Below are 15092 nucleotides of genomic sequence, written 5' to 3' on the forward strand. Positions count from 1 at the left end.
AGCCCACCCGGTGGCGATGCGCGGTGTCGGGTGGACTCCACTCGGTGGACTCCTCTCGGCGTCCGCAGGGTCAGTGTGCGTGGCGTCCCTTGACCGGACGATTAATGCCGCCAGGGGAGCGTCCGACTTCTCAGCGGCCCAACCGCGAAAACGAGAAGTCCGGCTGCCTTGCTTATCGGGCAGGGCAGCCGGACGGTGATGTAACCGCGGCCTATACGGTTCTAGCTCTCAGGAGTGAGAAGGAGACGGGTCTCCCACACAGCGGCTCGCTCCTTCGAGAACGACTCGCTGGAGCCGTAGTACGTGCCTGTGCGGGTTGCCACCTCGAGCACGTGGTCGGGGCGGCGGAAGAACGTGCGTCTGGGCTTGATCACCGCTTCACCCGACAGGATCTTGGTGATGACCTGCCGGAGATCCGACGCGGCGACCTGCTCGAACTGCCATCCCTCGAGGGTGAGGCGAGCGGACGGGGCGACGCGTGCGTAATGCATGACGTCCAGTTCCACATCCTCGTCGTCCACCCGGATGACGAAGTCGGTCATCCAGCCGCCGCCGTCGAGTTCCCGCTCCTCGATCTCCGGATCCGTGTCGCCGAGACTGCGCGCCGCTGCGGAGATCTCGGCTGCGATGTTCAGCCTCTCGGACTTCACGCGCGTCACCCCAACCACCTGCCCATGAACAGGTCGATCTTACGGCCCTTGCCGTACTTGATCCTGAAGACGGTCCTGGCGACGGGGAAGGACAGCTTCGCCTTCTTGCTGTACCCCCAGTCCTTCTTGAAGCCGCGCGCGCTCCAGCCCACGCCCCAGTTCTTGCGGTTGAGCCAGCCCTGGCGTCCGCGGGCGTAGTCGCCGAAGAGTCGGCTCGTCTCGCCGAAGTAGCGGTTGTGGTTCCAGGAGACACCCTTGGCCTTCCACTGCTTCCAGGTCTTGAGGTACTTCTTTGCGTACCGGGCCTTCTTGTAGGCACGGTATCCCGTCCGCACCGCTCGGTATGCCTTGCCGCAGTGCCGCCAGCAGGCGACTCCCACTCGGATGGCGCCGAGGACCAGGGGCACCCAGCGGCCGCTGACGTCGGGGCGGTTGACCGGGTCGGCGAAGGAGAACTCGTAGGCGTTCGCCGAGCCGCCCCGGACCGGGTCGATCGAGAGGAATCGTCCGGTCGTGGGGTTGTAGAGCCGGGCGCCCATGAGAACGAGACCGGTGAGCGTCTGGGACGAGCGCTGCTTGCCGCCGAGCCAGTTGTAGCGGACTGCCGCCTGGCCGGGGCGCGGGTTGCCGTACTCGTCGTTGTCCAGAGCCACCGGCGCGTCACCGGCCGTGAGGGGCAGTTGCAGAGCGATGTCGCCGTGGATGTTGGACAGCTGGAGGACGACGTCGCCGCTTGCGCTGGAGGTGGCGGTGAGGTCACCGGAAGCGGAGTCGATGTTCCGGGTGAGCTCGCCGGTGGTGGTGTTCTCGACGATCCAGCGGGGGTTGTCCCCCTCGCCGTCGTAGTGGTTGACCTTGGAGGCGGTCTGGGTCCACGTGGTTCCCCCGCCGCTCTCGTTCTTCCAGCCCCTCAGGCGCAGCGCCGCGTCGAGTGTCCAGGTCTGGCGCTGGGTGGCGGTGGTCTGCTGGTGGACGAGGTCGTTCGAGTAGTAGCTGATGGTGCTGCCCGGCAGCGCGGTAGTCCGGCCGAAGGCGTCGTAGGTGTATCCGGCGTCGACGAGACGGTCGGCGGTGTCGTAGGTGTGGGACTTGGTGGTTCCGCCGGATGTCGGGCATGCGAGTCCGGGGGCGCTGGCGGCGCTGGTGAGGGACTTGCGGTTGGCGCTGCTGTCGAAGATGTAGGTTCGCCGGGTGCACACCGTGTCGGCTGTGTCCTCGACGGAGGTCATCCGGCCGGTCTTGTCGTAGCCGTAGGTCTGCGCGGACCAGCCGGCGTGTGTGGTGACCTGGCCGTGCGTGGATTCGGTGACGGAGTCGGTGTAGACCGTCGTCGCGTCGCTGTCACGGGTGTAGGTGCGGTTCGCCGGGACACCGGTGGTGTCTTCGGTGATGGAGAGGGTGTAGCCGCCGGGCAACTTCTCGGTGGCCAAGGAACCGTCGGGGTCGTAGGTGGCTTGGAAGACGCCGGCGACGGAGTCGGTGGTTCGGGTCGTCAGTCCGCGGGGCTCGGTGGCGTGGTCGTAGGTGTAGGTCGTGGTGGACGGGGTGTTGTCGGTGACCTTCACGGGCCGGTCGAGCAGGTCGTACTGAGTGGTGGTAGTTCCGCCGTCGGCGTCCGTGTAGGAGATCTGCCGGCCGAGCTTGTCGTGAGCGATGGTGATGGTGCCGCCGGTCGGCGAGACGGTCCTGACTTCCCGGCCTGTTGCCGGGTCGTACTCGGTGGTGGTTTCCGGCACGAGGGGTCCCGGCCCGCCGGTCGTGCTGACCTTGGATTCGCGTCCTGCGGCGTCGTAGGTGGTCGTGGCGGTGAGGGTGCTGCCGTTGGCGGTCTTGATGACCTTGGCCGCGTTGCCCCACCAGTCGTACTCGGTGGTGATCGTCGGCAGCTGGGCGGGGTTGGAACCGCCGCCTGTGATCGCTCCGGCCGGGCCGGTGGAACAGACTTGGTCGGCCCATTCAGGGCGGCCTTGGCAGGGCCCGGTGCCGGTAGCAGACCAGTAGGTGGTCGTATGAGTGGTCGCCGAAGTCTCGGTGCCACCGGGCATGATGACCTTGGTCTCCCTGCCCTGGCTGTCGTACTGCTTGGTCGTTGTCAGGGCGAGGCCGGCGGGGTCGGCGATCGTCTTGACGGGCAGGCCCTTGGCCCAGTCGTAGACGGTGTCGCTGGTACGTGTTTCGGCGTGGACGGACGGGTGCTCACGCACTTGAGCGCCCAGCACGACACGCGTGATCTGATCCTTGACCTTGGCCGTGCCGTCGGTGGGACGGCCGGAGTCGTACTGGTTCGCCGTCCAGGAACGGGCCGTGACCGAGGCTCCCGCAGGGACGAGAACGGTAGTGCCGGACTTCAGGTCCTCCGTCAGATCGATCCTGCGAAGGGGTCCGAACTCCTCGACCTCGCGGGTGCCGGACGCGTCGAACACCGACCGGGTGGAGAGCAGGTCCGCACGCTCGGCGGCAGTGAGCTGGGCGATTCCCAGTTCCGACTGCATGGCGCGGTCGGATGCGGTCAGCCCGAGGGCCACGGCCCGGTTGGCTGCGGTGAGCTCACGGACGTTGTTGCCGAAGGCGTCGTGCTCGGTGGTGACGATGTGCCCGCCGGGGCTGGCCTCGTTGACCTCGCGGCCGGAAACTCCGAGGTACTTGATCTGGGCGCGCCGGTAGTCCGCGGCCCCCAGAGTGGCTCCTGAGTGCCCGGCCGGTACGGCGTCGGCGGGAAAGATGGCGGTCGCGTCCGTCGGGGCGTCGGTCTGGCCCCACGCCTTGACGTCAGAGGCGCCAAGTCGGTAGAGAGCCGTGGTGCCGGTCAGGGGAACGTCGTAGACGACGCTGGTGGTGGCTTCGCCTTCCACCGTGTCGACGGTGCCTTGCTTCAGAGCGGGCCGGGACGCCTTGAGCAGCATGCCGTCGCCGGCCGTCGGGCTGGCTCCGGCCTTGCCATAGACGAAGGTCCAGGGCAGCTCTCCCGGCGGGGTGTAGCCGGTCACGCGGCCCGCGCTGTCGTAGGTGTAGGTGGTCTTCAGCGTGGGTGTGATCAGCGGGTTCCACACCTCGCGCAGTCGTCCGCCATCGTCGTAGCGGTAGGTCTGCACCGCCTTGGAGGTGGCGGTCGCGGCGCCGGGTTCCGTGGCCCACAGGCGGATCTCCTTCACCTGACCGGTGAAGTCGCCGAAGGCCGTGGTGGTTGCGGTGGTGGAGGTGGCGTAGACGAACTCCAGCACTCGGCAGCCCTTGGTGGAAGGCGTGACGGTGCAGGTGGCGGCTGTGACGGCCGAGGTGGGCGCGATGACCCGCTTGGGGCGGGCGAGCTTCTTGCCGTCGACAGTGACCGTCTCGGAGACCACCGTTGTTGCGGAGTTGGCCAGTCCGTCCAGGAGCGTGCTGGACACCTGCCAGGTCGTTGCTGCGGGGTCGGGCTTGGTGAACTCCGTGACGGTGCCTTCGGCGTCGCTGAGCGTGAACGAAGTCGCGACGCTGCCTCGGAGAACGAAGTCTTCGGCTCCAGGCTCCGGAATCCATGCGTTCTTGGCCGCGTTGGAGGTGAAACTCATCGGCTCGCCGTCAACCGTCACCACGTCGACGGCTGTGTCCGAGATCCGGCGGACGTGGCTGTAGTCGGACTCCGTCATCTCCGCAGCGGTGCCGGAGATCCACTCCTTGCCGAAGATCGCGGCTTGGCCCTCCTGCCGGGCGGCCTTGTCCGGGGTCCGGGAGGAGGTGGTGCGCGACACGGTGAGGTCGAATGCCGAGGCGTCGGAGCCGGAGAGGGTGAAGTCGCCTGTCAGCAGGTTCAAAGAGCCCGGGCCGATTTCTTCGTCGGCCGCGCCCGTGGCGTTGCGGTCGACAACGATGCTGAGAGGAACCGTGCTGCCCGAGCCGCCAGGGCCGGTGAAGTCGGCCTTGATCTGGATGGTGCCGTCGGGATCGACCGTGTCGGTGGTGTTCCAGACGAGGGCGGCGTTCTTGCCGCCTGTCATCGGAGCGGGCCAGGCACTCAGCGGTGTACCGCTCGCGGAGACGTCACTTGCCGGGATGGTCGCCCAGGGGTCGGCTTCGGAGCGGCGCCAGGAGAAGGAGACCTTGTCGTACTTGGTGCCGTCGGCCTCGGCCACCAGCGGCAGGCGACGGGCGGTGCGCTCGCCCTCGCTCGGCTGGACGAACCCGCCAGGACCGGCGTGGAAGGTGTACTCGATCGCTTCGGACTTATTGTCCGCCTTGTCGACCTGACGCACGTGCAGGGTGTGCGTGCCGTTTTTCGGAGGGGTGACGGAGATGGCCTTGGTTGCGGTGGAGCCTGCGGTGGCGACCTTGGTCCAGTTCACGCCGTCGAGTGACCACTCGAGCCAGTTGTGGTCGGTTCCACTGGGGGTGACGGTGAAGGTGCCGGCCTGTCCGGCGCCCTTGACCCAGCCGGCGGAGGGGTAGTCCGTCGAAGTGATGCCTGTGGGGGCGGTGGGGGCGGAGGTGTCGACCGTGAAGGTCTTCCACTCCGACCAGCCCAGGTTGTAGTGCGCCCCGTCATAGGGGGAGGTGCGGAACTTGTACGTCTTGCCGTTGGCGAGCACGCCGGCGGGGACGGTCACGGAGGCGACCTGGCCGGAGTTCACCCACGGGGAGACGATGACGTTGCCTACCTGGGCGTTGGTGGCGTTGTCGAAGATCTGGAAGGTGCCGTTGACCTTGTCGCCGTTGGCGTCGACGAAGGTGTCCCGCAGCGTCGGGGTGAGCGTGTTGACGACGTAGGCGCCGCCGTAGGAGAAGTACGGCGGGCCCGCCTCCTGCTTCGTGCCAGTGCGCGGTCGGTAGTTGTAGGTGACGGTCAGCTTGGGGACGTTCGAGGCGGCGTTGGCGGAGTTGACCCGCTTCCACTCCTTGACGTCGTTCTCGTCCGTGGCTCGTAGGCCCATGCCGGCGTGGGACCACTTGTTGTTCGCCCAGTGCTGGACCAGGTCGGTGACGTCGGCGTTGATCCACCCGTCGGGCTGTGTGGAGCAGGCCGTGTTTCCTCTGGTCTGGGTGGAGGTGGCCATCTTGGTCACCATGGCGGGCTGGTTGGTCCAGCGAGAGGCGGTGGTGGCGTTGTTCGCGGTCCACACCTCCCACGGCTGCGCACTGCAGTCGGTGTTGCCGGAGTGGAAGTTCCACAGGGAGAGCGAGGCGTTCGAGATCAGCGCGTCGGCCACCGGGGCGGTGTTCCAGGTGATGAAGGAACGCGCGGTGCGGAAGGTTCCGTCGCCGTTCTTGGTCCCCGGGTTACCGAGGTCGAGTTCAGTGTCAGCCGACCAGTCGACAGTCTCGCCCTGCTGAACGTAGGTGTCGAACAGGTTTCCCAGAACCGAGGTGGACGGATCGATGGTCACCGGATACTCGGTGGCCGGGTCGGCAAGGAACGCCGGGTCCGGAGTGATGACCAGGTCGACACCGCCGTTGGACTTGACGACCTTCATCGCGACCTTGGCGCGGTGGGTGTGCTCACCAGAGACCTTGTCGACGGTCGCGTCCCACATCACCGGGGCCGGCATCGCCGCGGTCTTCTTCGACTTCTTGTCTGTGAAGAGCACGCTGCCGTCGGCCTGCTGCTCGACCTTCAGCCCCTTGGTCCGAAGCGGCAGCGTGTAGGAGAAGCCGTCGCTGGCGGGCCTCTGCTTGAGCTCCACGAACTGCTCAAAGCCGGTGCGGGTGGCCTCCACCACCACATCCGCGCCGGGCACGGCGTTCACATAAGTGGCGCGAGTACCGTCCAGCCGGGGTGCGGGCAGACCGCCCCGCCACTGCAGGGTGATCTGGTCCTCGCCCTGCCCCAGGGTGACCAGATCGGTGGCAGGGGCGGCCTGAGCCGCACGCAGGGAAGACGCCTTGGCGCCCTTCTTGCCCGACAACTTCAGCCCGGCAGGGTGCGCCTTGGAAGCGACCGAACCATCGGCCTGAGCAGCCAGGTCGACATCGACGTCACGCCAGGCACCCGTGGCGGCATCCTGGAAGCGCAGCGGCCCGGCCGCCAGTTCGGTGGTGAGAGATCCGTCCTTGTTGGCCCAGGTGGTCGACGTCTCGGTCCGCTCGGAGAGCGCCTCGACCCTCGTACCGGACAGTTTCGCGGCCACGCGTGCCGACGCGATGTCAGCCGCTTGCGTGACCGTCGGCTTTTCCGGCGCCGCTGGCAGGTCTTCTTCCGCCGCCACAGCCGACGCGCTGCTGAGCAGACCCACGGTCAAGGCCAGAGCGACGCTTCCCGCTATGTAGCGGAGACTTCCCCCGGTCCAGACTCGCCCGCGCTCCTCTGGCGCAGGTATCTGACTAGTCATCATTCCTCGGTGCGTTGAGTCCAGTTACGCCACAGCTGTGACGCACTTGTGAACTTACCGAGTAAGGCAACGGTAAAAAGACCCCCAAGGGGAGGCAAAGTTAAAACTTGCACCCCGATTCGAACAGTGAGGTGCGACACAGCAGATCCATCGACCTAGACTCCACCACCCCCGCCCGCTCACCCCACCAACTGACGCGTGGCCGCGCTTGGCCAGCCAGCCGATCAGCTCGTGCGGTACCCCGGCTATCTCCATCACCGGCCGGCGGCCCGGGGTCACCTCGCGTGGCTCCCAGGCCCACCCGAGCCGCGCCGTCACCTCCTCCATGAAGTGGAGGGTGTAGAGGGTGTCGGCCGCGACGATGTGCGCCATCAGTGAGTCCGCCGACAGGTTGCCCCCACTCCCCGTCGTGCGGCCGCCGGGCGCGGATCGACACGACCGCGTGGTCGTGGAGCAGCGGCTTCGACTCGGCAGCGCGGGACTCGTAGTGCCGGAACACCGCGACGATCAACCCGTCCTTCACGGGCCAGCGGTGTTTGCCGCCGCTCCCCCACCGGATCTGCGCGACTGACTCCTCCAGCCACGCCAGCGTCTTGTCCCGGGCGACGTCCTGGCACGACTCCAGTACGAGACGGGTCTCGTCGTCGGTGAGCGCCCACGCGATGTGGGCCGTCGACGGGGTCCGGAAGACCAGGTCCATCGCCAGCCACGGCGTGCGCTCCTTCGCCTTCTCCGTCTTCGGTGAGCGGTTGTGCTCGATGGGCCTGCCCAGCACGGTCACCCACCGTGCGCGGGCCGGGCTCTTGCCCTGTGCCAGGAGCTCGCGCTCGATCCGGTCGGCGTCCGGGTGCCGCCCCTCCCCCAGGAGCAGCTCGGCCTGCCGCTCGCTCACCACGTCCCCGGCCACCAGGCCGAACGCGGCCAGGCCCCGGCCCTTCCAGATGCCGGGCGGGACACCGGCTTCGTCCTGGGCGGCGCGCAGCGTCGTGCCCACGGCCCGGTGGCCGTCGCCGACCATCACGCCACGGAACAGGTAGCGCACCCCGGCCCCCGGGCGCACAGGCGACATGCTGATCACCAGCCCATGGAACCTGGGCGCTGAGCTGCGTAGAAGCGTGATCCAGGGTCGGTCCCGCCGGGCGGGATGGCATCACCAGATCTTTACCGGGGCGCCCGCCAGGCGGGCCGTCCAATAAGGATCTTCAGAGTGGTCACCGATCGGGTGAGGGCCGTCTGCGGATGGCAGGCGAGGCATTCGGGCGGTGGTTCGAGATGTCTGACCTCTCGAACCACCGGGACAGGAGGCTCGTACAACCTCTGCTTCTGGTCGATGGCCATACAGGTCGGTCCGCGGATCTTTGTGGGCCGCCCCGTCTTCGTCTGGAGAGCCCGTGCTTGCTGTGCGTGTAGCTCGGCGTCGTACCGCCGCCGCCATCGCCACCGTCCTCGCTGTCACCCTCGGCGCCGGGGCCCTGACCGTCCCCGCCGCCGTCGCGGACTCCGCACCCAGCGCGGCCACGGAGACGCGGGAGGCCGTCGCGCAGATGCCCGTGAACCACGCCATCGAGGCGGGTGGCGGCGCCGGGTTCTTCAGCACCTACTTCGGCGACCCGGCGAAAGTCACCTGGACAAGCTACAAGGACGGCACGACCAGCTCCTTGGGGGCATACCTGATGGCGGCCGGCGGCGACCTGTACGTCGACGAGCTCTCCAGGAGCGTGGTCGACATGGCGACCGGGGCCCGCTACCGACTGCCCGAGCACGACGCCCAGGCGGTGGGCGTCGCCGGACCGTACGTCTTCACCACCCTCACCCTCGACACCACCGACGGCACCGGGTCCGGCCCCTTCCTCTCGGCCCACACCTCCCAGGGCACGCGCCGGATCACCGGACTGCCTGCCGGCGCCGAGGACTTCACGGTCCGGCCCGGCACCGACGAGCACGGCGTCGTTACCTTCACGGGCGCCGACGGCGCCCGGTACCACGGTCTCGTGAACCTCGAAGCGGGGAAGGTCACCGAGACCTACCGGACCCCGGGCACCGGGGCGTTCGCCGTCTCGGACACCCGGGTCGCCTGGGTGGAGAACGACGCGGCCGGCACGGCCCAGGCGGTCGTGGTCACCCGGGGCACGACCGACCGGAGGACCGTCGCGCTCGGCCCGGCGAAGTCCCAGCCCGTGATCGGCCTGGTCGGCGACTGGCTCCTCGACGGCGTGGTCCCCCTGGCTCGCGAAGGAGGCGACGCCCTACCCCGGCCTGCGCGCCCGGAGCCTCACCGCCGCCACCGCCGCGCCGGTCACCCTGCTCAACCGCTTCGAGGAGCTGGTCCCGGACACCAGCGGCGGCATACTGGCCGGCGGCGGCCGGCTCGGGACGGACGACGGCGCCTACCGCGTCACCGTGGGGGCGGACGGCAAGCCCGTCGCCACCTTCGTCGCGGCCAGCGGCTCGCCGACGGAGACTGCCGAGATGAAGCCCGCCCGGGTGCCCACCGGCACGGTGAACCTGGACGACGCTTCGACCGTCTCGTTCGACTGGTACCTGAACCACTGGGACACGAAGGTCACGGTGCAGCTGCGGCACGTCCGCACCGGCAGGACCTACGACTGGGTCATGGACGGCTACGACGAGCCCGGCGGCTGGGACAGCGACTACAGCGCGGGTTTCCCTTTCGGCCCGGCGTGGTCGGGAACGCTCGGCGACGGGAACAGGTTCGGCGAGCCCAATACCCGCATGGCCTCCAACGGCGCGTACACCTGGGAGATGACCGCCGAGCCGTGGACCGGCGTCGGCCCGGCCTTGAAGAGGTCAGGTTCCTTCACCGTGACCCGCTCGGCGAAGCCCCACGACTTCGACGACGACGGCGCCCCCGACCTGCTGGCCCGGGACGCCTCCGGCGTCCTCTGGTCGGACACCGGCTTCCGCGACAGCCGGTACAGCAACGAGGTCGACGTTCCGAAGACCCGGATCGGCGGCGGCTGGCAGAGCTACGACCGCGTCGAGGCCACGGGCGACCTCGCCGGCTCCGCCCACGCGGACATCGTCGCCCGCGACAAGGTCGGCGTCCTCTGGCTCTACCAGGGCAACGGGCTCGGCGGGTTCGCCAGCCGCGTCCAGGTCGGCGGCGGCTGGTAGACCTACGACAAGCTCACCGGCGGTTCCGACTTCACCGGCGACGGCCGCCCCGACCTCCTCGCCGCCGACAAGACGGGCGCCCTGTGGCTCTACAAGGCCACCGGCAGCACCACCAAGCCCTTCGAGACCCGCAAGCGGATCGGCTCCGGCTGGGGCGTCTACAACCAGATCACCGCCCCCGGCAACATCGCGGGCGCGGGCGCGGGAGACCTCCTCGCCCGCGACAAGGACGGCGTCCTGTGGATGTACCTCGGCAAGGGCGACGGCACCTTCACCAAGCGCAGCCTCATCGACGGCGGCTTCGGCCGCTACGGCGAGCTCGTCGGCTCCGGGGACTACGACGGCGACGGCAAGAACGACCTCCTCGCCTACGAGTCCGCCACCAAGAGGACGTACTACTTCTCCGGCACGGGCGGGCGCGACGTCCCGTTCCGCCTGGCCCGCGTCAGCACGACGCTCTACGCGTCGGGCTCACACAACCTGTTCGGCTGATAGCGGTCCCTCCCACGCCTCGTCGCTGCCGTCGTAGGCAGATCAAAGGCTGGTCAACCTCACAGGGCCATCCCCCTCCGATCTGAAGATCCTTGTAGCCGTCCCGGTCCACCCGCACCGCGCCGCCCCGCTGACCGAGGGCGGCGTGCACGAGGTCCATCACCAGCGTTTTGCCGCTGCCGGCCTGTCCGGCCACGAACACCACCACCGGGTTCTCCTGTGCCACCGCGACTGCGGTCAGCTGCGGCACGATCACCTCGGCGAGCAATTCGCCGTACTTCTCCACCAACGTCTCCCGGCCGCGTTCGAACTTTTCTGACTCCCTCGTGCCCTTCGTGCCCGTCCGGCCCGCCGCAGGGTCCTGCGGCGGGCCGGACGGGCACAGCCTCCTACTGGGCGTCCAGTTCCCGGCGCAGCTCGTCCAGCGTCCGGCCGTCACCCTGGACGTGCCACAGGGTCCAGCCGTTGATGACGTTGCCCGTGACGGCTTCGGCCGCCTTCGACGGGGAGGGGAAGGGCGAGGGGTGGCCGTCGACGATGAGCTGGCCGTCGGCGGTGACGACCGCGCGGCCCGACCGGTTGGCGCGGCGCTGGTGGAAGGTGAGGACGGTGTCCGGCTTCAGCAGGTCGGCCTGCATCAGCGCGGCGAGCGGCCCGTGCGGGACGACGGGCGTGGCCGTTGCGCTGTCGGATCCGCCGCCGAGGGACAGGGTGACGTGGATGGTGTCGTCGCCGCTCGCGCTCGTGAGCCGGGCGATGACGGCGGGGTCGAAGTGGATGCTGAGAGTGGCCATGCGTTCTCCTGCCATCGACGGCCCCAAGGGCCTTTTTAGCTGACTTCCGCTTCGATCTTAAGTGGCGCGAGCAGCTTAAGTCAACTCTAGTTCTCAGTTATTCAGCAGAACTGTGTGAAGATGTGGCTCGGAGTGGCGGCACCCCGCCCTCGGCCACCGGCCGCCCCGGCGCGGTCGCGGTTCCAGCCGGGCCGGTGAAGACGCGGGAAACCGCATCAGTCGGCTATCACCTGGCCCTCGAAGCGCACCTCGCCGCCGTCGACCCTTCCTACCAGTGAGCTCTTTGCAACCTCACGCTGATGCGTGGTGAAGGACGAGGACGGCCTTCACGATGTTGGTGATGCGGTTGGTGCTGCAACGAGCTCGTAACACGATCTTGTTGAACGGCCCTGGTCGGCCGTGTCCGGTATGGCGATTCGGCCGTTCGGGATGGTGTGACTATCCGGCCGTGGATCGTGGACGATGACCTGTGGGCGCTGATCGAGCCTCTGCTGCCGCCCTGGCCCAAGAAGGCTCCCGGCCCACGGCCGGTGCCGGACCGGCAGTGCCTGCAGGGCATCCTGTACGTGCTGCACAACGACATCGCCTGGCAACTGCTGCCGATGGAGCTGGGATTCGGCTCGGCCCAGACCTGCTGGCGGCGACTTGACCGGTGGCAGGAGGCCGGAGTCTTCGACCAGCTGCACCAGATCCTGCTCGCCAAACTGAACGCGGCCGACGAGCTGGACTGGTCCAGAGCATGCGTCGACGGCTCCCATGTCCGCGCGAAAAAGGGGGAGCCGACACCGGCCCGTCGCCGGTCGACCGGCGGAAAACCGGCAGCAAGCACCACCTGATCTGCGACGGACGCGGCACCCCGCTCAAGGTCATCACCACCGCTGCCAACGTCAACGACGTCACCCAGACCCTCGCCCTGGTCGACGGCATCCCGCCCGTCGCCGGACGCCCCGGCCGGCCACGCCGACGCCCCCAGGCTCTGCTCGGTGACAAGGGCTACGACTCCGACCCCCACCGCCGCGAACTCCGCAAGCGCCGGATCCTGCCGGTGATCTCCCGCAGAGGCGCCCCGAACATCGAGGGTCTGGGCAGGCTCCGCTACGTCGTGGAGCAGACCTTCGCCCTGCTCCACCAGTTCAAACGCCTCGCCGTCCGCTGGGAACGCCGCACCGAACTCCACGACGCCTTCGTCTCCCTCGCCTGCAGTCTCATCTGCTGGAGGCGTCTCAAGAAGATCGAATCGTGACTTGTGCTGCAATTCTAGGAGTTACGAATCACGATTGAGTTGGCGTATGACGCGAGATCGTGGACCCAAACCTGCAGACGCCGTCTCCTGAGCATGTCCAAGAGAGGAAGGGTGTGTCGGTAGGTTGCTGACCAGGTGATGTTGGTGCCGCCATGGGGGGCTCGGGCCAGGTCCACAGACCCTTGATGAGACGTGAACAGCCCTGCGGACTGTTCGTAGCTGAACCGCTGGTCGGGAACCATCTCGACGACGCGCTCGCGGCAGCACGTGCGTCCAGTGGAGGAGCGGATGGTGCGCAGGTCGCCCATGCGTGCCGGTCGGTCGACTCCCGCAGGCACATCCCACTCGACGTCGGCATAGGGGGACCACAACGGCCAGGAATCTGCGTCCAGGAGCGCCGCGTAGACGATGGCGGCAGACGCCGATGAGTGCGAAGAAGCAGTAACAGCGAGGGACGTCATCCCAGTAAGGGTAGACAGTGCCTCACCATGATCGTGTTACGAGCTCTTACGAAGATCAGCCCAGGCCGAGCAACCCCCTGGGTCCGCAGGCGACGTCCGGTGAGCGGAGGCACCTCAACCACCCCAACGCGCTGCCAGCCAGTCCGTGCAGAACAGACCGCCGAGCGGCTGTTCACCGATCCCTTGACTCCATCGAGTCGTCCTAGCTAGGACTTGTCCGGGCGATCTCTGAGAGCAGCAGCGCCCAGCACCCGTGAATCTCGATATCGAAGATCTTGCTGAGTGAGGTAGAAGGGCGGCATGGATACCGCCGTACTTGAGCAGATGCTGGACGAGACCTTCGATCACGCTGTCGTGCACCACGGATACACCAACTACATGCGCGACTACGAGGTCATCGTCTACGCGACGGCTGATCCCCGTACGGGCATCGCGCCGTCCCACCTGCGGTATCTCTTCCGCTACTGCGTCGAGGCCCGGTGCGACACGTCAGTGCCGGCAGAGATCTGGCGGGTCTCCTTGGACGAACGGCTCATCGACCACGAACCCGGTGTCGATCTCGACGGATACGTCTGGGGTGTGAAGTGGCACGCCCTGTACCCAGGAGCCAAACTCCTTCCTGAGTCCGAGGCGACCCGCCGCTGGTCGACGGCCCTTGGGATCGACTTTCACGAGGTGCGCATCGAAACCAACGCGCACAACCTGACCTTGCTCTTCTCGGACCTCCAGGTGAGCGAGGTCCCGGTCGGATACGCACCCTTCGTCACGGAGTAGAGATCAGGGTTCGTGTGATCTTGTGACTGCCGTCTGCCCAGGTCGTTCTTCCTGCCATGGGACGGGGTGATCTGAGTGATGCCGAGTGGGAACGGCTGCGGCCGTTCCTGCCAGTCAGCAACGGGCGTTGTGGCAGGTGCCGGAACCACCGGCAGGTGATCGACGGGATTCTGCACCGGGTGCGGACCGGGGTGCAGTGGCGTGACCTGCCCGAGAGGTTCGGGCCGTGGAAGACCGTCTATGAACGTCACCGCCTGTGGTCGGCCGACGGAACCTGGGAACGTCTGCTCCAGCAGGTCCAGGCTGCAGCCGACGCCGCAGGTGAGATCGACTGGGACATCTCGGTCGACTCCACCATCGTCCGCGCGCATCAGCATGCGGCCGGCGCCCGCACCGACTCGCCTCCGCCCCCGGGATCAAAAGGGGCCGGAAGGATGGAACACCAGGACGAGACACCGTGGCAGAGTCTCGTCGCCCGCCTGGTGGAGGTGGTGCTGGAGGCGAGGGCCTGGGCCGCTCGCGCGGCGGGTTCACCAGCAAGCTCCACCTGAGCGCGGACGGCCGCTGCTGCCCACTGTCCCTGATCGTCACTCCAGGACAGCGGGCAGACTGCACCCAGTTCAAGCCGGTCCTGGAAAAGATCCGAGTGCCCAGATCCGGCCTGGGCAGGCCGCGCAAGAAGCCCGACAGCCTCGCAGCCGACAAGGCCTACAGCAACGGCCCCATCCGCGAGTACCTGCGACGGCGGGGAATCCACCACACCATCCCGGAGAAGACCGACAGCCAGGCCGCCCGCCTGCGCAAAGGCTCACGAGGTGGACGGCCCCCCGGCTTCGACGAGGACCGCTACAAGAAGCGCAACACCATCGAGCGGGCAATCAACCGCCTGAAACAGTCCCGAGCCGTCGCCACCCGCTACGACAAGCGCGGTTACGTCTACCTGGGCACCGCGACCGCCGCGGCCCTCACCATCTGGCTCCGCACGTGATCGCCCGAACAAGTCCTAGAAGCCGGTGATCTGGCGTCCGGTGAGGGCGCTCCTCCCCGTACCGCTGCCGGCGAAAGCCGGCCCGCCCAAAATGCCCGGGCCAGTCCTGTCACGTTCCGGCTCCTGGTGCTCCTTGCGGGGGTGAACGGCGGCGCAAGGGCCGTCTCGGACCTTCGGGGGAGGGGCTTGTGGCAGAGGGAAACCTGACCGGGTGCCGGAAGGCCGCGGTGGGAGCGCCGGGCGGCGGGCCGGG

10 protein-coding genes and 1 pseudogene are annotated in these 15092 nt (G+C 67.9%); 5 read left to right on the top strand and 6 right to left on the bottom strand.

The genetic code is table 11. The features are described 5' to 3' along the window. Nucleotides 1–221: 221 nt before the first annotated feature. From ACFVU3_RS31765 to mobF, 3 genes and pseudogenes are all read right to left on the bottom strand, one after another. Nucleotides 222–659 (bottom strand): hypothetical protein, encoded by a 438-nt coding sequence (locus ACFVU3_RS31765; RefSeq protein WP_390071678.1) that lies wholly within the window; start codon nucleotides 657–659, stop codon nucleotides 222–224. Further along, the gene (locus ACFVU3_RS31770) at nucleotides 656–6751 is read right to left on the bottom strand and encodes a DNRLRE domain-containing protein (protein ID WP_390071680.1); all 6096 of its coding nucleotides are present in this window, start codon (nucleotides 6749–6751) and stop codon (nucleotides 656–658) included. The genes ACFVU3_RS31765 and ACFVU3_RS31770 overlap by 4 nt, the downstream gene beginning before the upstream one ends. 405 nt (nucleotides 6752–7156) lie before the next feature. After that, nucleotides 7157–7970: pseudogene (mobF, locus tag ACFVU3_RS31775) on the bottom strand (MobF family relaxase); the annotation flags it as partial. A 1382-nt stretch (nucleotides 7971–9352) separates the two neighbouring features. On the opposite strand from mobF, the gene ACFVU3_RS31780 reads away from it, so the two are divergent. Next, entirely contained in the window at nucleotides 9353–10087 is a 735-nt protein-coding gene (locus ACFVU3_RS31780) for a hypothetical protein (protein WP_390071682.1), read from the top strand. A 186-nt stretch (nucleotides 10088–10273) separates the two neighbouring features. Continuing rightward, nucleotides 10274–10579 (top strand): FG-GAP repeat domain-containing protein, encoded by a 306-nt coding sequence (locus ACFVU3_RS31785; RefSeq protein ID WP_390071750.1) that lies wholly within the window; start codon nucleotides 10274–10276, stop codon nucleotides 10577–10579. Here ACFVU3_RS31785 and ACFVU3_RS31790 read toward each other — a convergent pair. Both ACFVU3_RS31790 and ACFVU3_RS31795 read right to left on the bottom strand, forming a co-directional pair. Beyond that, the gene (locus ACFVU3_RS31790; RefSeq protein ID WP_390071684.1) at nucleotides 10533–10865 is read right to left on the bottom strand and encodes a zeta toxin family protein; all 333 of its coding nucleotides are present in this window, start codon (nucleotides 10863–10865) and stop codon (nucleotides 10533–10535) included. The genes ACFVU3_RS31785 and ACFVU3_RS31790 overlap by 47 nt on opposite strands. Nucleotides 10866–10968: 103 nt before the next feature. Continuing rightward, nucleotides 10969–11373, bottom strand: a complete 405-nt coding sequence (locus ACFVU3_RS31795) for a DUF4357 domain-containing protein (RefSeq protein ID WP_390071686.1) — start codon at nucleotides 11371–11373, stop codon at nucleotides 10969–10971. A gap of 440 nt (nucleotides 11374–11813) precedes the next feature. On the opposite strand from ACFVU3_RS31795, the gene ACFVU3_RS31800 reads away from it, so the two are divergent. Continuing rightward, nucleotides 11814–12616, top strand: a protein-coding gene (locus tag ACFVU3_RS31800) for an IS5 family transposase (protein WP_390071752.1) whose coding sequence is annotated in 2 segments (ribosomal slippage) — nucleotides 11814–12125 and nucleotides 12128–12616 — 801 coding nt in all. Because the reading frame shifts where the segments join, the coding sequence is not laid out codon by codon here. A gap of 14 nt (nucleotides 12617–12630) precedes the next feature. On the opposite strand, the gene ACFVU3_RS31805 is transcribed toward ACFVU3_RS31800, so the two are convergent. Further along, nucleotides 12631–13077, bottom strand: a complete 447-nt coding sequence (locus ACFVU3_RS31805; RefSeq protein ID WP_390071687.1) for an SRPBCC family protein — start codon at nucleotides 13075–13077, stop codon at nucleotides 12631–12633. A 300-nt stretch (nucleotides 13078–13377) separates the two neighbouring features. Between ACFVU3_RS31805 and ACFVU3_RS31810 the strand changes: the two genes are divergently transcribed. Together ACFVU3_RS31810 and ACFVU3_RS31815 are read left to right on the top strand one after the other, a co-directional pair. After that, nucleotides 13378–13851, top strand: a complete 474-nt coding sequence (locus ACFVU3_RS31810; protein WP_390071689.1) for a hypothetical protein — start codon at nucleotides 13378–13380, stop codon at nucleotides 13849–13851. 56 nt (nucleotides 13852–13907) lie between these two features. After that, a protein-coding gene (locus ACFVU3_RS31815) for an IS5 family transposase (RefSeq protein WP_390071690.1) occupies nucleotides 13908–14839 on the top strand; the annotation gives its coding sequence in 2 pieces (ribosomal slippage) (nucleotides 13908–14256 and nucleotides 14256–14839; 933 coding nt in all). Nucleotides 14840–15092: the final 253 nt, after the last annotated feature.

The sequence above is a fragment of the Streptomyces sp. NPDC058052 genome (genome assembly GCF_042885515.1).
Classification (GTDB): Bacteria; Actinomycetota; Actinomycetes; order Streptomycetales; family Streptomycetaceae; genus Streptomyces.